The 17,583-nt window shown below is 67.6% G+C and carries 14 protein-coding genes; 6 read left to right on the top strand and 8 right to left on the bottom strand.

Annotated features, from left to right (window positions below; genetic code table 11):
* Positions 1 to 2 precede the first annotated feature (2 nt).
* Positions 3 to 1,394: an alpha,alpha-trehalose-phosphate synthase (UDP-forming) gene (otsA, locus tag AC10V3_RS02055; protein ID WP_349605478.1), complete on the top strand. Its 1,392-nt coding sequence runs from the start codon at positions 3 to 5 to the stop codon at positions 1,392 to 1,394.
* Between the two features lie 23 nt (positions 1,395 to 1,417).
* A complete protein-coding gene (locus tag AC10V3_RS02060) occupies positions 1,418 to 1,771 on the top strand; it encodes a 4a-hydroxytetrahydrobiopterin dehydratase (RefSeq protein WP_349605480.1) in 354 nt (117 codons plus the stop codon).
* An 11-nt stretch (positions 1,772 to 1,782) separates the two neighbouring features.
* Here AC10V3_RS02060 and AC10V3_RS02065 read toward each other — a convergent pair whose 3' ends face one another.
* From AC10V3_RS02065 to AC10V3_RS02100, 8 genes are all read right to left on the bottom strand, one after another.
* A complete protein-coding gene (locus AC10V3_RS02065) occupies positions 1,783 to 2,388 on the bottom strand; it encodes a nucleotidyltransferase family protein (RefSeq protein WP_349605482.1) in 606 nt (201 codons plus the stop codon).
* Positions 2,389 to 2,403: 15 nt separating this feature from the next.
* The gene (locus AC10V3_RS02070; protein WP_022533515.1) at positions 2,404 to 3,444 is read right to left on the bottom strand and encodes an XdhC family protein; all 1,041 of its coding nucleotides are present in this window, start codon (positions 3,442 to 3,444) and stop codon (positions 2,404 to 2,406) included.
* Complete coding sequence (locus AC10V3_RS02075) at positions 3,417 to 3,974, bottom strand: SRPBCC family protein (RefSeq protein WP_022533516.1); 558 nt, start codon at positions 3,972 to 3,974, stop codon at positions 3,417 to 3,419. The genes AC10V3_RS02070 and AC10V3_RS02075 overlap by 28 nt, the downstream gene beginning before the upstream one ends.
* Entirely contained in the window at positions 3,965 to 5,218 is a 1,254-nt protein-coding gene (locus tag AC10V3_RS02080; RefSeq protein ID WP_022533517.1) for a vWA domain-containing protein, read from the bottom strand. Before AC10V3_RS02080 ends, AC10V3_RS02075 begins: the two co-directional genes overlap by 10 nt.
* A gap of 2 nt (positions 5,219 to 5,220) precedes the next feature.
* Positions 5,221 to 6,117 carry an AAA family ATPase gene (locus AC10V3_RS02085; RefSeq protein ID WP_022533518.1) on the bottom strand — a complete coding sequence of 299 codons (897 nt, stop codon included), beginning with the start codon at positions 6,115 to 6,117 and terminating at the stop codon, positions 5,221 to 5,223.
* A 190-nt stretch (positions 6,118 to 6,307) separates the two neighbouring features.
* Complete coding sequence (locus AC10V3_RS02090; protein ID WP_349605487.1) at positions 6,308 to 7,108, bottom strand: FAD binding domain-containing protein; 801 nt, start codon at positions 7,106 to 7,108, stop codon at positions 6,308 to 6,310.
* Positions 7,109 to 7,143: 35 nt separating this feature from the next.
* Positions 7,144 to 9,519 carry a xanthine dehydrogenase family protein molybdopterin-binding subunit gene (locus AC10V3_RS02095; protein ID WP_490923026.1) on the bottom strand — a complete coding sequence of 792 codons (2,376 nt, stop codon included), beginning with the start codon at positions 9,517 to 9,519 and terminating at the stop codon, positions 7,144 to 7,146.
* A 12-nt stretch (positions 9,520 to 9,531) separates the two neighbouring features.
* Positions 9,532 to 10,020 carry a (2Fe-2S)-binding protein gene (locus tag AC10V3_RS02100; protein WP_490923027.1) on the bottom strand — a complete coding sequence of 163 codons (489 nt, stop codon included), beginning with the start codon at positions 10,018 to 10,020 and terminating at the stop codon, positions 9,532 to 9,534.
* 345 nt (positions 10,021 to 10,365) lie between these two features.
* Between AC10V3_RS02100 and AC10V3_RS02105 the strand changes: the two genes are divergently transcribed.
* The 4 genes from AC10V3_RS02105 (at position 10,366) to AC10V3_RS02120 (ending at position 17,540) form a co-directional block, all read left to right on the top strand.
* Positions 10,366 to 10,944: a YqaA family protein gene (locus AC10V3_RS02105; protein ID WP_022533522.1), complete on the top strand. Its 579-nt coding sequence runs from the start codon at positions 10,366 to 10,368 to the stop codon at positions 10,942 to 10,944.
* Between the two features lie 181 nt (positions 10,945 to 11,125).
* Positions 11,126 to 15,100 (top strand): DUF3683 domain-containing protein, encoded by a 3,975-nt coding sequence (locus AC10V3_RS02110; protein WP_022533523.1) that lies wholly within the window; start codon positions 11,126 to 11,128, stop codon positions 15,098 to 15,100.
* A 9-nt stretch (positions 15,101 to 15,109) separates the two neighbouring features.
* Positions 15,110 to 15,547: an HIT family protein gene (locus AC10V3_RS02115; protein ID WP_022533524.1), complete on the top strand. Its 438-nt coding sequence runs from the start codon at positions 15,110 to 15,112 to the stop codon at positions 15,545 to 15,547.
* 124 nt (positions 15,548 to 15,671) lie between these two features.
* Positions 15,672 to 17,540: an ABC transporter ATP-binding protein/permease gene (locus AC10V3_RS02120; protein WP_022533525.1), complete on the top strand. Its 1,869-nt coding sequence runs from the start codon at positions 15,672 to 15,674 to the stop codon at positions 17,538 to 17,540.
* The last annotated feature ends 43 nt before the right edge of the window (positions 17,541 to 17,583 follow it).

Below are 17,583 nucleotides of genomic sequence, written 5' to 3' on the forward strand. Positions count from 1 at the left end.
ATATGCCCAGACTTGTAGCGGTATCCAACCGGGTCGCCGATCCCCGCAACGTGGCGGCGGGCGGCCTTGCCGTCGCGCTCTCCGAGGCCTTGCGCCAGACCGGCGGCTTGTGGTTCGGCTGGAGCGGCAAGGCGCTGGAAACCGCCCAGGGCGGCACCCCCGGCGAAGGCGACCTGCACCTGCAGCAAGCCGGCAATGTCACGCTGGCCACTGTCGACCTGAGCCGCGAAGACCATGATGCCTACTACCTGGGATACAGCAACGGGGTATTGTGGCCGGTATTCCACTACCGGCTCGACCTGGCGGATTTCGACTCCAACTTCCTGAACGGCTACCGGCGCGTGAACCAGCTGTTCGCGCGCAAGCTGGCCCCGCTGCTCGAGCCCGACGACGTCATCTGGATCCACGACTACCACCTGATCCCGCTGGCGTCAGAGCTGCGCGCGATCGGCTGCGGCCAGAAGATCGGCTTTTTCCTGCACGTGCCGCTGCCGCCGCCGCTGATCCTGGCGGCCATCCCGCAGCATGAATGGCTGATGCGCGCGCTGTTCGCCTATGACCTGCTCGGCTTCCAGAGCCATGCCGACGTGGAGCACTTCTCGCGCTACGTCCAGGCAGAGGCCCAGGCCGAGCCCATGGGCGAGCATCGCTACCGCGCTTTCCACCGCACGGTGCGCGCGCAGGCCTTTCCGATCGGCATCGACGTCGACGAGTTCATGGAACTGGGCCGCGGCGACGAGGCGAAGGAAACCTTCGAGATGATGTGCGCACAATATGCGCGCCGCCGGTTGCTGCTCGGCATCGACCGGCTCGATTATTCCAAGGGGCTGCCGCACCGGCTCAAGGCGTTCTACCGGCTACTGGCGGAATACCCCGAGAACCGGATGAGCGCGACGCTGGTGCAGATTGCTGCGCCCTCGCGCGAGTCGGTCGACGCCTATGTCGACCTGCGCAGCGAGATGGAGCGCCTGAGCGGCGCCATCAACGGCGAGTTCGGCGAACTGGACTGGATGCCGGTGCGCTATATCCATCGCACCACCGCGCGCAAGCGCCTGCCGGGCCTGTGCCGTGCCAGCCGCGTGGCCCTGGTGACACCGTTGCGCGACGGCATGAACCTGGTGGCCAAGGAATTCATCGCCGCGCAGGACCCGGAAGACCCGGGCGTGCTGGTGTTGTCGCGCTTTGCCGGTGCGGCCGAGCAGTTGCGCGAGGCGCTGCTGGTCAATCCCTACGACACGCGCGCCACCGCGCAGGCGATCCAGCAAGCGCTGCACATGCCGCTGGCCGAACGCCAGCAGCGCCACCAGAAGCTGCTGGAGCGCATCCGCGCGCAGGATGTGCACTGGTGGAGCAGCGAGTTCTTGCGCGCACTGACAGAGACCGAAGGCGCCTGATCCTCCGGTCGGGGAGCAAGACCATGAGTGAAGACCTGGCAGCGCAATCGTGCACGCCTTGCCGCGGCGGGGTGCCGCCGTTGACGCCGGATGAAGCTGAAGCTCTGATGCAGCAGGCGCCTGGCTGGGATTTGTTCGATGGAGCGACCCGGCTGGAGCGGCGCTTTACCTTCGGGAATTTTGCGCAGGCGCTGGCGTTCGTGAATGGCGTCGGGCAACTGGCCGAGGCGCAGGGACATCATCCGGAGATCAGTTTTGGCTGGGGGCATGCCACGGTGTCGTGGCGGACCAAGAAGATCAAGGGACTGCACCGGAATGATTTCATCATGGCGGTGAAGACTAGTGAGATAGCGGCGGGGCAGGGCGAGGCGACGTAAGCCGCATTGGGCTAGCGCAAATCCCCCGGCGTATCGATATCCCGAAACGCCCCGTCATCGTCAGTCAGGATCCGCGTAACGGGTTTGTCCTTCAGCAACGCCCGCGCCCCCTCATCACCGTCCAGCTTCAGCAGTTCCTCGCGCCAGGCGGCCCCGAACCCGACCGGATGCCCGCGCTGCCCATTGCGCCACGGCGCAGCGATGGTCTCCGGGGTGGTGATCGTCAGCGCCACTGCCCGGATGAGTTCCATCGGCAGCCAGGGCATATCGGCCAGCGCCACCACCCAGCCGCGCGCTTCGGGCGTTGCCGCCACCGCAGCCCGCAGCGCCGCACCCATGCCCGCGTCGGCTTCGGCGGATTCCAGCACGCGGCAGCCGCCGCGGCGCAGTTCCTCCGCCAGCGCCGGATTGCCCGGGCGAATGACCGCAATCGATTCCGGCAGTGCTGCCGCCAGCGTGCGCGCACTGCGCCACGCTACCGTGCGTCCGCCGGGCAGCGTTTCCAGCAGCTTGTTGCGTTTGCCCGCCGCATCGAAGCGGCGGCCGAAACCCGCGGCCAGCAGGATGCCGGTAGGCAGGTCGGTGCGGAGCAGGGGAGCGTTGGGGGCGGCGGTCATGGCGTCATGCTGTCCTCAGGTGGCCGGGCCGGGCGCGACTTCGCAGCTGCTGCCGGTGCTGGCTGCCATCTCGCGCGCAGCCTTGGCGCCTTCGACCTGCAGGATGTCGGGCAGCGACACATGGTTCTTGGCCGCGATCACTTCGGCCAGGATCGAGATCGCGATCTCCGGCGGCGTGCGGCTGCCGATGTAGATGCCTACCGGGCCGTGCAGCCGCGCGAGCTGCAGGTCGGTCAGGTCGAACTCCTTGAGCCGTTCGCGCCGTGCCTGGTTGTTGCGGCGCGAACCGAGCGCACCGACGTAGAAAGCATTCGTGCGCAGCGCCTCCATCAGCGCGAGGTCGTCCAGCTTGGGATCGTGCGTCAGCGCGATCACCGCGCAGCGCTCGTCCAGCTTCAAGTCCATGACCGTGTCGTCCGGCATGGTGCGCACCATGGTGATGCCGGAGATGTCCCAGGTCTCGGTGTATTCCTCGCGTGGGTCGCACACGGTGACCTGGAAGCCGAGGCCCACGGCGATCTGGCACAGGTACTTGGAAAGCTGACCCGCGCCGATCACCAGCATGCGGTAGCGCGGGCCGTGGATGGTCAGCAGCGTCTTGCCATCGAACACCAGCCCGTCGGTGGCGTTGGCCGGGCCCAGCGTGGCGGCGCCCGTCGCCATGTCGAGCGTACGCGCGACCAGGCGGCCGTTCTCGACCGCGTCGAGCAGTTCGGCGATGCCGCTGGCCGGGGTCAGCGGCTCGGTCACCAGTTCGATCGTGCCGCCGCAAGGCAGGCCGAAACGGTGCGCTTCCTCGGCGCTGATGCCGTACTTGATCGCTTCGGGGTGGTCGGCGGTGATGCCTTGCCGGCGCACGCGGTCGATGATGTCGTCCTCGATGCAGCCGCCCGAAACCGAGCCGACCACCAGGCCGTCGTCGCGTACCGCCAGCATCGCGCCTTCGGGGCGGGGCGACGAGCCCCAGGTGCGCACTACCGTGACCAGCAGCACGCGGTGGCCCTGTTGCTGCCACTGCACGCTGTTCTTCAGGACTTCGAGATCCACGCTCTCCATGATCGTTTCCGCTTCGGTTCCTCTGTCTGTTCATTGTCGCCGGCGGCTGCGGCGGGGGCGCCCTCGGCCGCTGGCGTGTCTTCTGTATTGTCCGGCGTGACCGCCTCGGTGAAGCGCGTAAAGAAGGTATCCGCCATCTTGCGCGCCGCGGCATCCACCAGCCGCGAGCCGATCTGCGCGAGCTTACCGCCGACGTGGGCATCGACGGTGTAGCTCAGCACGGTCTCGTCGCCATCCGGTTCCAGCCTGACGCGGGCGGTGCCCTTGCCGAAGCCCGCCGCGCCACCCTGGCCGTCAAAGCGGATGGTGTAGCTGTCGGGGGCCTGGATGTCCTCCAGCGCCATCCGTCCCTTGAAGCGCGCCTTGACCGGCCCCACCGCAGCCGTCAGGGCCAGCGCGTAGGCGTTTTCGCCGTCGGGCTCGATACTCTCACATCCCGGGATGCATTGCTTGAGCAGCTCGGTGTCGTTGAGCGCTTCCCATGCCACTTGCTGCGGCACCGGCAGGCGCTGGCTCTGGTTCATTTCCATGGCGGGGCTTCCTTGTCTGGCTTGGCGGGGGCGGCCCGGGGAGGGCCGCCATGATCGGACAGCAGGGTCTCCAGCGCGAGCAGGCTGTCCAGGTTATGCGCGGGGCGCAGCGCGTCGACATGCGGCAGGATCGCCTGCACGCCGCGCGCCTGCGGGGTGAAGCCGGGATAGCGCAGCAGCGGGTTGAGCCAGACAATGCGGTGCGCAAAGCGGCGCAGCCGCGCCATCTCGTCCCCCAGCAGGTCGATCTGCTCATGATCGAGGCCGTCGGTGACCAGCAGCACGGTGGCGCGCCCGGACAGCGTGCGGCGTGCCCAGTGGCGGTTGAAGCTCGCCAGCGCGGCGCCGATGCGGGTGCCGCCCGCCCAGTCGCGCACCTGGCCGGTGATGACCGCGACCGCTTCGTCCGGATCGCGTTCGCGCAGCGAGCGGGTGATATTGGTCAGCCGCGTCCCGAACAGGAACACCGACAGCCGCTCGCGCGACTGCATCAGCGCATGGCAGAAATACAGCACCGCGCGCGAGTACTGGCTCATCGAGCCGGAAATGTCGAGCAGTAGCACCACCGGCGGCTTGCGCTCGGCGTGCTTGCGGAATTTCCAGCGCAGCCACTCGCCATGCTGGCGCACCGCCAGGCGCGCGCTGGCGCGCAGGTCGGCATGGGTGCCGCAGGTGGCGGCGCGCAGCCGGCGTGTGCGCTGTAGTGCAAGATGGGCGCGGCGCGTGCGCACCAGGTGCTGCAGCGCGCGCCATTCCTGCGCGGTCAGGGTCTCGAAGTCGCGTTGCGCCAGCCGCTCCTGGTCGGAGAAGGTCAGCGGCACGTGGACGCGCTCGGCCTCGGTCTGCGCAGGGCGCGATGGCGCCTCGGGCTGGCGCGCGGCCAGCGCGTCGGCCAGCCGGTTGCTGCGCTTTGGCGGCGGCGCGCCGGCATCGACGCGCGGCAGCAGCAGCGCGCGCAGCTTGCCTTCCCAGTCGGGGTCACGCCAGAACAGGTCGAAGGCGGCGTCGAACAGCGGGCGCTGGTCGGGGCCCGACAGCACCAGCGCGGCCAGCGCGGCGCGCACCTCGTCGCGGCGGCCGATATCGACATGGCGCAGCGCGCTGAGCGCATCGACCGCATGCGCCGGCGACAGCGCAAAGCCGCCGTCGCGCAGCAGCCGCATGAAGTGGGTAACGTTGCGCGCCAATACCGGCAGGCCGGTTTGCGGTCCGCCGGTACGTGCCGCGGCGTGCAGCGTGGCCACGGTCACCCTCCCGGTGCGGCGCCGGCCAGCAACTCCGCCACGGTGGGGCCGTCGGCGCGTGCGAGGTCGTCCTGGTACTTGAGCAGCACGCCCAGCGTGTCGCGCACCGACTGCGGATCCAGCTCGGTCACGCCCAGCGCGGCCAGCGCGCGGCACCAGTCGATGGCCTCGGCGATACCGGGCGCCTTGAACAGGTCGATGCCGCGCAGCCGGTGCACGAAGTCGATCGCCTGCGCCTGCAGCGCGGCGGCGGCCTCGGGCGCGCGCGCGGCGACGATCTGCAGCTCGCGGTCGCGCTCGGGGTAGCCCATCCACTGGTACAGGCAGCGGCGCTTGAGCGCGTCATGCACTTCGCGCGTGCGGTTGGAGGTGATCACGATCAGCGGCGGGCGCTCGGCGCGGATCACGCCGATCTCGGGGATCGAGACCTGGAATTCGGACAGAACTTCCAGAAGGAAGGCTTCGAAGGGTTCGTCGGCACGGTCGATCTCGTCGATCAGCAGCACGCGCGGGACTTCCGGTGCAGCAGGGTCGGGCAGCAGTGATTCCAGCAGCGGGCGCTTGAGCAGGTAGTCATCGTGGTACAGCGACTGCGCCTCGGGACGTTCGCCGCGCGCTTCGGCCAGGCGCAGCGCCATGATCTGGCGCGGATAGTCCCACTCGTACAGCGCGCTGGCGGCATCGAGCCCTTCATAGCATTGCAGCCGCAGCAGCCGGGTGCCGAGCACGCCCGCCATCGCCTGCGCCAGCGCGGTCTTGCCGACGCCGGGCTCGCCTTCGAGGAACAGCGGGCGCTGCATGCGCAGCGCGAGGTAGAGCACCGTGGCGGTTTCGCGGTCGGCGTAGTACTGCTGGCGTTCGAGCTGGGCGAGGGTGTCGTCGATGGAGGTGGGGAGCATGAGCAATCTTGTGTGCCGACGCGGCAAAATGCGCCGGCGGTTTGCTCCCCTCTCCCGCTTGCGGGAGAGGGGCTGGGGGAGAGGGCAGGAGGTTCGCGTGCGAAAACGCTTGATTCAAGCGCCGGCCCTCTCCCCCGACCCCTCACCGCTGGGCGAGAGAGGGGAGACCACAGCGGGCGATGGACAGGCACTACCCCTTCGTCGCCTCCTCCACCGCCCGCGCCGCCAGCACCGGAATCAAGTGCGCCCGGTACTCCGCCGACGCATGCAGGTCGGCATTCAGGTTCGCCGCATCGACCTTCACGCCACGCGCAGCCTGTGCAGTGAAATTGCCCGACAGCGCGTGCTCCAGCGGCTGGCAGCGGAACACACTGTCGCCCGCGCCGGTGACCGCCACCCGCACCGTATTGCCGGTGCGCGCCACCATCACCCCGACCAGCGCAAAGCGCGAAGCCGGATTGCGGAACTTGACGTAGGCAGCCTGCTCGGGGATCGGGAAGCGCACCGCGGTGATCAGCTCATCCGGTTCCAGCGCGGTTTCATAAAGGCCCTTGAAGAAGTCATCGGCCGCGATGGTGCGGCGGTCGGTGACTACGGTTGCGCCGAGCCCCAGCACGCCCGCGGGATAGCAGGCCGCAGGATCGTCGTTGGCCAGCGCGCCACCCAGCGTGCCCATCGCACGCACCTGTCGATCGCCGATGCCGCCGGCCAGTGCCGCCAGCGCCGGAATGCGCTTGCGCACCTCGGCATTGGTTTCCACGTCGGCATGGCGCGCAGCCGCGCCGACCACGATCTCGTTGTTCTCGACGCGGATCTCGGCCATGCCGGGAATGCGCACCACGTCCACCAGCACGGAAGGCGAGGCCAGCCGCAGCTTCATCGCGGCCAGCAGGCTCTGGCCGCCGCCGAGGAACTTGGCGTCAGGGTCGGCCTTGAGCCTGGCCACCGCCGCCTTGGCATCCGCGGCACGTTCAAACTGGAATGTGTACATGTCGGTTTCCTTTCCGGTTCGTCGGTCCGTGGCGCTCAGGGGCGAGCGGCCTGGATGGCCTGCCATACACGGTGCGGGGTCGCCGGCATCTGCACATCCTTGACGCCCAGCGGCGACAGCGCATCCACCAGCGCATTGATAAACGCTGGCGGCGAGCCGATCGCGCCGGCCTCGCCGCAGCCCTTCACGCCCAGCGGGTTGTGCGTGCAGGGCGTGCCGCTGGCGGTCTCGACGGTGAAGTCGGGCAGGTCGGCGGCGCGCGGCATGGCGTAGTCCATGTAGGATCCGGTCAGCAGCTGGCCGCTGTCGGGATCGTAGACGCACTGCTCCAGCATGGCCTGGCCCAGGCCCTGGCCGATGCCGCCATGCACCTGGCCCTCGACGATCATCGGGTTGATGATGTTGCCGAAGTCATCCACGGCGGTGAACTTCACCACCTTCGATTCACCGGTATCCGGATCCACCTCCACTTCGCACACATAGGCGCCGGACGGATAGGTGAAGTTGGTCGGGTCGTAGAACGCGTTTTCGTTCAGGCCCGGCTCCAGCTTGTCGAGCGGGTAGTTGTGCGGCACGTAGGCGGTCAGCGCAACTTCGCCGAAGGTCTTGGTGCGGTCGGTGCCAGCCACGCGGAACACGCCGTTGCTGAACTCGATGTCCGTGTCCGATGCTTCCAGCAGGTGCGCGGCGATCTTCTTGGCCTTTGCCTCGATCTTGTCGAGCGCCTTCATGATCGCCGATCCCCCCACTGCCAGCGAACGCGAGCCGTAGGTGCCCATGCCGAACGGCACGCGGCCGGTGTCGCCGTGCACGATTTCGACCTGGTCGAGCTGCAGCCCGAGCCGGTCGGCGACGATCTGCGCGAAGGTGGTCTCGTGGCCCTGGCCGTGGCTGTGCGAGCCGGTGAAGACCGTCACGGTGCCGGTCGGGTGCACGCGGATCTCGCCCACCTCGAACAGCCCCGCGCGCGCGCCCAGCGCGCCGGCGATATTCGACGGCGCCAGCCCGCAAGCTTCGATGTAGCAGGAGTAGCCCAGGCCGCGCAGCTTGCCGCGTTGCTTGGCTTCGTCGCGCCGGGCCGGGAAGCCCTTGACGTCGGCCAGCTCCTGCGCGCGCGCCAGGCATGGCTCGTAGTCGCCGGTGTCATAGGTCAGGCCCACCGGCGTGGCGTACGGGAACTGGCGGATGAAGTTCTTGCGGCGCAGTTCGGCGGGATCCGTGTTGAGCTCGTGCGCTGCGGTTTCCACCAGGCGCTCGACCACATATGTGGCTTCGGGACGGCCGGCGCCGCGGTAGGCATCGACCGGCGCGGTGTTGGTGAACACCGCCTGCACCTCGGCATAGATCGCGGGCGTGGCGTACTGGCCGGCCAGCAGCGTCGCATACAGGATGGTCGGCACGCTGCTGGCGAAGGTCGACAGGTAGGCGCCCATATTGGCGACCGTGTGTACGCGCAGCGCCAGGAACTTGCCGTCGGCATCGAGCGCCAGCTCGGCCTTGGTGACGTGGTCGCGCCCGTGCGCGTCGGTCAGGAAGGATTCGGAACGGTCCGCGGTCCACTTGACCGGCCGGCCAACCTTCTTCGATGCCCACGTCAGCGCCACGTCTTCCGGATACAGGAAGATCTTGGAGCCGAAGCCGCCGCCAACGTCCGGCGCGATGATGCGCAGTCGCGATTCCGGCAGCCCCAGCACGAAGGCGCCCATCAGCAGCCGCTCCACGTGCGGGTTCTGGTTGGCCACGTAGACGGTGTAGCTGTCGTCCTGGCGCGTGTAGCTGGCGTTGACCGCGCGCGGCTCGATCGCGTTGGGGATCAGCCGGTTGTTGACGATGTCCAGCGTGGTCACGTGCGCGGCCTTGGCAAAGGCGGCGTCGGTGGCGGCCTTGTCGCCATGGTCCCAGGTGTAGCAGGTGTTGGCTGGCACGTCGTCATGCACCAGCGTCGAAGCTGAAGCAGCGTCCGCGGCGTTGACCACCGCGGGCAGCTCTTCATAGTCGACGTCGATCTTCTCGGCGGCGTCGCGCGCCTGCTGCAGCGTCTCGGCGATGACCAGCGCCACCTGGTCGCCGACGTGGCGCACCTTGTCGTGCGCGATCACCGGGTGCGGCGGCTCCTTCATCGGCGAGCCGTCCATGCTGTGGATCAGCCAGCCGCAGGGCAGGCCGCCCACTTTATCGGCGGCCAGTTCGTCGCCGGTCAGCACGGCGATCACGCCGGGCGCGGCGAGCGCCTCGCTCTTGTCGATCGAACGGATGCGCGCGTGCGCGTGCGGCGAGCGCAGGAAAAATGCATAGCTTTGCTGCGGCAGCACGATGTCGTCGGTGTACTGGCCGCTGCCGGTCAGGTAGCGGAAGTCTTCCTTGCGCTTGACCGGCGCGCCTACCAGGCGCTGGTTCTCGGGTGCGTTCATGGCCTGTCCCCCTTATTCCGCGCTGGCGGCGGCGCCCTGCATGGCCGCCTGGCCCTGCTGCACTGCCCGGACGATGTTGTGGTAGCCCGTGCAGCGGCACAGGTTGCCTTCCAGGTGGGCGCGGATGGTGGCGGCGTCGGCGCCCGGGTGCTCCTGCACCAGCGCGGTGGCGCTCATCACCATGCCCGGCGTACAGAAGCCGCATTGCAGGCCGTGGCATTCACGGAAGGCTTCCTGCATCGGGTGCAGCGTGCCGGGCGCGGCCAGGCCCTCGATGGTGGTGACCTTGGCGCCGTCGGCCTGTACCACCAGCAGGTTGCACGACTTGACCGCCCGGCCGTCCAGGTGGACCGTGCAGGCGCCGCACTGCGCAGTGTCGCAGCCGACGTGGGTGCCGGTCAGGCGCAACTGTTCGCGCAGGAACTGGACCAGGAGGGTGTTGGGTTCTACCTGGGCGTCAACGGGCTTGCCGTTGACCGTCAGGCGGATCGGAATCGCCATGCTTGTCTCCATGTGGGGTGGACGCGCATGACCAATTGCCCGAAATCCCGAAAGAACTGCGCGGGACTGGCCACGACGCGGTACTGCCGCTTAAGACGGCTATAGGACGGCTAATTCGTGATATTGGTGCTGCCGCTACAACTGCTGTAGGTGCGCCAGCGCACGCGGCGAGCGGCTTCAATGCTGGCGCAAATGCCGCGGCCGGCGAACGATCGGTCGCAACAGGCTCTAACAGTTAATCACAAATCCCGCACAGGTGCCATGAGGTTTGCCCGCCCCATCCGGGGGGCGGGGGCCTCGGATGGGCCGCTGCTAGAATGGCCCGACCCCCTCGCCCACCCCGACATGGAAGCGTTCTTCGACTGGCTGTTTGAAACCGTCGCCCTGCCCAAGGTGGGCCTGTCCGCGATCTTCGTGGTCAGCCTGATCTCGGCCACGCTATTGCCACTGGGCTCCGAGCCGGCCGTGTTCGGCTACGTCAAGCTCAACCCGCAGATGTTCTGGCCGGCGATCCTGGTGGCCACGCTCGGCAACACGGTCGGCGGCGCGATCGACTGGTGGCTGGGCTACGCCGCCAAGCTGGCGCTGGTGCGCTACCACAAGCGGCGCCGGGCGCGCGAACACGAAATTGAGCACCTCGAGCACCGCGAACACACGCGCAAGCCGCCCAAGCCCAAGCTCGACGTGCGCTACTTCCGGTGGATGCGCCGGCTCGGCCCGCCCACGCTGCTGTTTTCCTGGCTGCCCGGCATTGGTGATCCATTGTGCACTTTGGCTGGCTGGCTGCGGCTCTCTTTCTGGCCCAGCCTGGCCTGGATGGCAGTCGGAAAATTCATCCGCTACCTGTTCATGACGGCCAGCCTGCTGTGGATCCCGGACAGTTTTTGGCACAACATTGCGCAAACGTGGAAGGCCTGGTTCTGATCCGGTGCGCCGCCGGCACCACGGCAGGGCGCCACTGCCACCGCCCAAAGATCGCCTAATCCCTTGTTCCGACAAGGATTCCCTGATGCTGCGGTGCGGCGAAACCGGGCCTTGCAGTACAATCGCCCTTTAATGAACGATTCGCGCACTGTCCCCGTGCGCAGCAGGAAGCGGTCCCCCAATGAACGCCCCACTCGTGCTCGACGCCAAGCTCGCCGCGCAGGACGCCCCCCCGCGCCTGCGTGAGATTCCCTATAACTACACGTCCTTCTCGGACCGCGAGATTGTCATCCGCCTGCTGGGCGAGGAAGCCTGGCGCATCCTAGACGAGCTGCGCAGCGAGCGCCGCACCGGCCGCTCCGCCCGCATGCTGTACGAGGTGCTGGGCGATATCTGGGTGGTTCGCCGCAATCCCTACCTGCAGGACGACCTGCTGGAAAATCCCAAGCGCCGCCAGATGCTGGTCAGCGCGCTGCATCACCGCCTGAACGAGATCGAGAAGCGCCGCGCCGCCGACCGTGCCGAGCACGCCGAGCCCGCCGCCGAGGACCGTTCGCACCGCGTGGAGCAACTGGTCGCCTTCGCCAAGCAGGCGATCGAGGATTTCAAGAACGAATTCGCCGCGGCCTATGACCTGCGCAAGCGCGCGCAGCGCGTGCTGGGCAAGGTCACGCAGAAGGACAACATCAAGTTCGACGGCCTGTCGCGCGTCTCGCACGTGACCGACGCTACCGACTGGCGCGTGGAATACCCGTTCGTCGTGCTGACGCCCGACACCGAGGAAGAGATCGCCGGCCTGGTCAAGGGCTGCTTCGAGTTGGGCCTGACCATCATCCCGCGCGGGGGCGGCACCGGCTATACCGGCGGCGCCGTGCCGCTGACGCCGATGAGCGCGGTGATCAATACCGAGAAGCTGGAGCAGCTCGGCCCGGTCGAGGAAACTGACCTGCCCGGCGTGTCGCGCAAGGTTGCGACCATCTTCTCCGGCGCCGGCGTGGTGACGCGCCGCGTGGCCGACGCGGCCGACAAGGCCGGCCTGGTGTTCGCGGTCGACCCGACCTCGATCGATGCCTCGTGCATCGGCGGCAACGTGGCCATGAATGCCGGCGGCAAGAAGGCCGTGCTGTGGGGCACCGCGCTGGACAACCTGGCCTGGTGGCGCATGGTGGACCCGGAGGGCAACTGGCTGGAAATCACCCGGCTGGACCACAACCTGGGCAAGATCCACGACGTGCCGGTGGCCACCTTCGAGCTGAAGTGGTCGGACGGCAACCGTGCGCCGGGCGAGAAGGTGCTGCGCACCGAGACGCTGGCCATCGAGGGCCGCAAGTTCCGCAAGGAAGGCCTGGGCAAGGACGTCACCGACAAGTTCCTGGCCGGCCTGCCGGGCGTGCAGAAGGAAGGCTGCGACGGCATCATCACCAGCGCGCGCTGGATCCTGCACCGCATGCCGAAGTTCATCCGCACGGTGTGCCTGGAGTTCTTCGGCCAGGCGCGCGACGCCATCCCGAGCATCGTCGAGATCAAGGACTTCCTCGACGCCGAGACCAGGAAGCCCGGCGGCGCCATCCTGGCCGGCCTGGAGCACCTGGACGAGCGCTACCTGCGCGCGGTCGGCTACGCCACCAAGAGCAAGCGCAACGCCTTCCCGAAGATGGTGCTGATCGGCGATATCGTCGGCGACGATGAAGACGCCGTGGCGCGCGCCACCTCGGAAGTGATCCGCATGGCCAACGGCAAGAGCGGCGAAGGCTTTATCGCCGTCAGCCCCGAGGCGCGCAAGAAATTCTGGCTCGACCGTTCGCGTACCGCAGCGATTGCGAAGCATACCAACGCCTTCAAGATCAACGAAGACGTGGTGATCCCGCTGAACCGCATGGGCGAGTACACCGACGGCATCGAGCGCATCAATATCGAGCTGTCGATCAAGAGCAAGCTCAAGCTGGTCGACACGCTGGAAGCGTTTTTCGCGCGCGGCAACCTGCCGCTGGGCCGCAGCGACGACGCCAACGAGATCCCCAGCGCCGAATTGCTGGAAGACCGTGTGCAGCACGCGCTGACGCTGCTGCGCGAGATCCGCGCGCGCTGGCGTTACCTGCAGGACCATATGGACGTGCCGCTGACGCAGGCCAAGGCCTCGCTGATCGGGCATGGACTGGGGCTGCTGGGGCAGGAGTTCGATGCGCGCCTGCAGCATCAGCCTGACGCCACCGTGTTCCACCTGCTGCAGGACCGCACCATCCGCGTGTCGTGGAAGGCCGAGATCCGCGCCGAGCTGCGCAAGATCTTCAACGGCGGCGAGTTCAAGCCGATCCTGGACGAGGCCCAGAAGATCCACAAGCAGGTGCTGCGCGGCCGCGTCTTCGTGGCACTGCACATGCACGCCGGCGACGGCAATGTGCACACCAATATCCCGGTGAACTCCGACGACTACGACATGCTGCAGGACGCGCACCGCGCGGTGGCCCGCATCATGGCGCTGGCGCGTTCGCTCGACGGCGTGATCTCGGGCGAGCACGGCATCGGCATCACCAAGCTGGAATTCCTCACCGAGGAAGAGATCGGCGACTTCCGCGCCTACAAGGCCAAGGTCGACCCGCAGGGCCGCTTCAACAAGGGCAAGCTGCTGCCCGGCGCCGACCTGCGCAATGCCTACACGCCGTCGTTCGGCCTGATGGGGCATGAGTCGATCATCATGCAGCAGAGCGATATCGGCGCCATTGCCGAGAGCGTCAAGGACTGCCTGCGCTGCGGCAAGTGCAAGCCGGTGTGCGCCACGCACGTGCCGCGCGCCAACCTGCTGTACAGCCCGCGCAACAAGATCCTGGCGACTTCGCTGCTGATCGAGGCCTTCCTGTATGAAGAGCAGACCCGCCGCGGCATCTCGGTCAAGCACTGGGACGAGTTCTCCGACGTGGCCGACCATTGCACGGTCTGCCACAAGTGCGTGACGCCGTGCCCGGTCAAGATCGACTTCGGCGACGTGTCGATGAACATGCGCAACCTGCTGCGCAAGATGGGGCAGAAGAAGTTCAACCCCGGCACCGCGGCGTCGATGTTCTTCCTGAACGCCACCAACCCCGAGACCATCAACCTGACCCGCAAGGTCATGATCGACTGGGGCTACAAGGCGCAGCGCCTGGGCAACGAGGTGCTGAAGAAGTTCGCCAGGAAGCAGACCGCGCATCCGCCCGCGACCGTGGGCAAGCCGCCGGTGCGCGAGCAGGTGATCCACTTCATTAACAAGAAGATGCCGGGCAACCTGCCCAAGAAGACCGCGCGCGCACTGCTCGATATCGAGGACAACGAGATCGTGCCGATCATCCGCGACCCGAAGGCGACCACGCCGGAATCGGAAGCGGTGTTCTACTTTCCGGGCTGCGGCTCGGAGCGGCTGTTCTCGCAGGTCGGGCTGGCCACGCAGGCGATGCTGTGGCACGTCGGTGTGCAGACCGTGCTGCCGCCTGGCTACCTGTGCTGCGGCTATCCGCAGCGCGGCAACGGCCAGTACGACAAGGCCGAGAAGATCGTCACCGACAACCGCGTGCTGTTCCACCGCGTGGCCAACACGCTTAACTACCTCGACATCAAGACCGTGGTGGTCAGCTGCGGCACCTGCTACGACCAGCTCGCCGGGTATGAATTCGACAAGATCTTCCCGGGCTGCCGCATCATCGACATCCACGAATACCTGCTCGAGAAGGGCGTGAAGCTGGAAGGCGTGACCGGTACGCGCTACATGTACCACGATCCCTGCCACACCCCGATCAAGACCATGGACCCGACCAAGCTGGTCAACGACCTGATGGGCGGGAACACCGGTCTGGGCAAGATCGAGAAGAACGAGCGCTGCTGCGGCGAGTCCGGCACGCTGGCGGTGACGCGTCCGGACATCTCGACGCAGGTCCGCTTCCGCAAGGAAGAGGAGATGACCAAGGGCGCCGACAAGCTGCGCGCCGACGGCTTCACTGGCGACGTCAAGATCCTGACCAGCTGCCCGTCCTGCCTGCAGGGGCTTTCGCGCTACAACGAAGATGCTTCGGTGCAGGCGGATTACATCGTGATCGAGATGGCCAAGCACCTGCTGGGCGAGAACTGGATGCCCGAGTACGTGGCCAAGGCCAATGCGGGTGGCATCGAGCGGGTGCTGGTGTAAGTCGCGACGATGGCGCGTTCTGCTAACTGCCCGCTCTGCCAGACCGACGGCGGCGAACTGGTCTGGATGGGCGACCGCGCCCGGCTGATCCTGGTCGAGCATGACCGCTTCCCGGGCTTCTGCCGCATCGTCTGGAACGATCACGTGGCCGAGCTCAGCGACCTGGACGATGCCGACCAGGCCTGGCTGATGCGGCTGGTGGCGCGCGTGGAGCGGGTGGTGCGCGAGGTGATGACGCCGGACAAGGTCAACCTGGCCGCATTCGGCAACATGGTGCCGCACCTGCACTGGCATATCATCCCGCGCTATCGCTGGGACACGCATTTCCCTGAGGCGATCTGGGCTGCGCCGCAACGCGCGGCGGATGCCGTGCGCGTGCAGGAGCTGGCCAGCCGGCTGCCCGCGCTGCGTACGGCACTTTCGCTGCTTGAATCGGATGATGCCTGAGGCTTGACGCGGAACCCGCGCCTGCCCGCAACCGTCTGACTGCTGTCGCAGCCGTGGCCAGCCGCCGCGGCATCCAGAACAACAAGCCCGGCCCGCATCCGCTGGCGGGCCAAGAGCTGCCGCTATGTCCTCGACCACCCCGACTTCCGTCACCGTACCGGGCCCGGCCGTCCCTGCCAGGGCCCTCAAGATCCAGAGCCGGCTGCGCATGGCCGCGACCTGGGCGTTGATCAAGCCCTACTGGAAATCCGAAGACCGCGTGGCGGGCCTTGGCCTGCTCACCCTGGTGATCGCGCTGAACCTGGGCATCGTCTATATCAACGTGCTGCTCAACGAGTGGAACCGCGTGTTCTACAACGCGCTGGAGCAGCGCGACTATGCCTCGTTCAAGGTCCTGCTGCTGCGTTTCTCGTGGATTGCCGGCTTCTATATCGTTGCCTACCTGTCCCGCCAGTACTACACGATGATGCTGCAGATGCGCTGGCGTACCTGGATGACCGGCCAGTTCATGGACCGGTGGCTCGGGCACCAGGCGTACTACCGCATCGAACAGACCCACACCACCGACAACCCCGACCAGCGGATCGCGGACGACCTGCGCCTGTTCACCGACGGTGGCCTGTCGCTGTCGCTGGGACTTCTCAACTCGGTGGTGACGCTGATCTCCTTCGTCGGCATCCTGTGGACATTGTCGGGGCCGATCAGTTTTGCGCTGGGTGGCAGCGAGCTGATGATCCCGGGCTACATGGTCTGGTTTGCGGCAGGCTACGCCGTGGTCGGATCGCTGGTCGCGCACTTCGTCGGGCGTCCGCTGATCGGCCTGAACTTCCAGCAGGAACAGTACGAGGCGGATTTCCGTTTTACGCTGGTGCGGCTGCGCGAGAACAGCGAGCCCGTGGCGCTGTACCGCGGCGAGCCGACCGAGAAGGCAGGGCTGCGCGCACGCTTCGACCGCATCCGCGCCAACTGGAACCAGCTCATGCTGTACACGCGGCGCCTTAACTTCGTCAGCTCCGGCTATGCCCAGTTCGCCATCATCTTCCCGATCCTGGTGGCCGCGCCGCGCTACTTCGCCGGCAAGATGACGCTGGGCGGGCTGATGCAGATCAGCTCCGCCTTCGGCCAGGTGCAGGGCGCGCTGTCCTGGTTCGTCGACAGCTACGCCACGCTGGTGGGCTGGAAGGCGGCGGCCAACCGCCTGATCGATTTCCAGGAAGCGATCCGCGTGGCCGAGCGCCAGGACCTGGCGCCGGGCGGCACGCGCGATATCGAGGTGGTGCACACCGGCAAGCCGCAGGACGGCATCACCATCGACGGCCTCGCCCTGGCGTTGCCGGTGCGGGCGGCGCGCGGCGCGGCCGTGGGCCAGCGGCCGCTGGTGGCGCCGTTCTCGCTGTCGGTGGCGCCGGGCGAGCGCTGGCTGGTCAGCGGCCCGTCGGGCTGCGGCAAGAGCGTGCTGTTCCGCGCGCTGGCCGGGATCTGGCCGTACGGCAGCGGCACGGTGACCATGCCCGAGGGTGCGCGCATGCTGTTCCTGCCGCAGCGCAGCTACCTGCCGATTGGCACGCTGGCCGATGCGCTGGCCTACCCGGACGCCGGCACCGCGCACGACAAGGAAGCGCTGCAGGTGGCGCTGCGCCAGGCGCGGCTGGCCGCGCTGGTGGACCAGCTCGACGTGTTCGACAACTGGTCGCTGCGGCTGTCGCCGGGCGAGCAGCAGCGGCTGGCCTTTGCGCGCGCGCTGCTGCAGAAGCCCGACTACCTGTTCCTGGACGAGGCCACCAGCGCGCTCGACGAGGAAACCGAGGGCGCCATGTACAAGCTGATGGTGGAGTCGCTGCCCGGCGCGGCGATCATCAGCATCGCGCACCGCAGCACCGTCGCGGCTTACCACGGCCGGCGCCTGCGCTATGTGCCGCAGGATGGGGAGGCCGCCCGGGCTGCGCAAGCCGGCGAGCCTGGGGTAAGCTATCGAGTTGTATGCGAAGCGTGAGGCGGCGCGGCGGCGTTCCCGGCGCCGCACCTGTCCTGTCACG

Source organism: Cupriavidus sp. PB-02 (assembly GCF_058252315.1).

Bases quoted from the DNA above. Each gene is read 5' to 3' on its own strand.
- AC10V3_RS02070 (WP_022533515.1), bottom strand. From the start codon at position 3,444: ATGGAGAGCGTGGATCTCGAAGTCCTGAAGAACAGCGTGCAGTGGCAG.
- AC10V3_RS02100 (WP_490923027.1), bottom strand. From the start codon at position 10,020: ATGGCGATTCCGATCCGCCTGACGGTCAACGGCAAGCCCGTTGACGCC.
- AC10V3_RS02105 (WP_022533522.1), top strand. From the start codon at position 10,366: ATGGAAGCGTTCTTCGACTGGCTGTTTGAAACCGTCGCCCTGCCCAAG.
- AC10V3_RS02065 (WP_349605482.1), bottom strand. From the start codon at position 2,388: ATGACCGCCGCCCCCAACGCTCCCCTGCTCCGCACCGACCTGCCTACC.
- AC10V3_RS02060 (WP_349605480.1), top strand. From the start codon at position 1,418: ATGAGTGAAGACCTGGCAGCGCAATCGTGCACGCCTTGCCGCGGCGGG.
- AC10V3_RS02110 (WP_022533523.1), top strand. From the start codon at position 11,126: ATGAACGCCCCACTCGTGCTCGACGCCAAGCTCGCCGCGCAGGACGCC.
- AC10V3_RS02075 (WP_022533516.1), bottom strand. From the start codon at position 3,974: ATGGAAATGAACCAGAGCCAGCGCCTGCCGGTGCCGCAGCAAGTGGCA.
- otsA (WP_349605478.1), top strand. From the start codon at position 3: ATGCCCAGACTTGTAGCGGTATCCAACCGGGTCGCCGATCCCCGCAAC.
- AC10V3_RS02090 (WP_349605487.1), bottom strand. From the start codon at position 7,108: ATGTACACATTCCAGTTTGAACGTGCCGCGGATGCCAAGGCGGCGGTG.
- AC10V3_RS02085 (WP_022533518.1), bottom strand. From the start codon at position 6,117: ATGCTCCCCACCTCCATCGACGACACCCTCGCCCAGCTCGAACGCCAG.
- AC10V3_RS02115 (WP_022533524.1), top strand. From the start codon at position 15,110: ATGGCGCGTTCTGCTAACTGCCCGCTCTGCCAGACCGACGGCGGCGAA.
- AC10V3_RS02120 (WP_022533525.1), top strand. From the start codon at position 15,672: ATGTCCTCGACCACCCCGACTTCCGTCACCGTACCGGGCCCGGCCGTC.
- AC10V3_RS02095 (WP_490923026.1), bottom strand. From the start codon at position 9,519: ATGAACGCACCCGAGAACCAGCGCCTGGTAGGCGCGCCGGTCAAGCGC.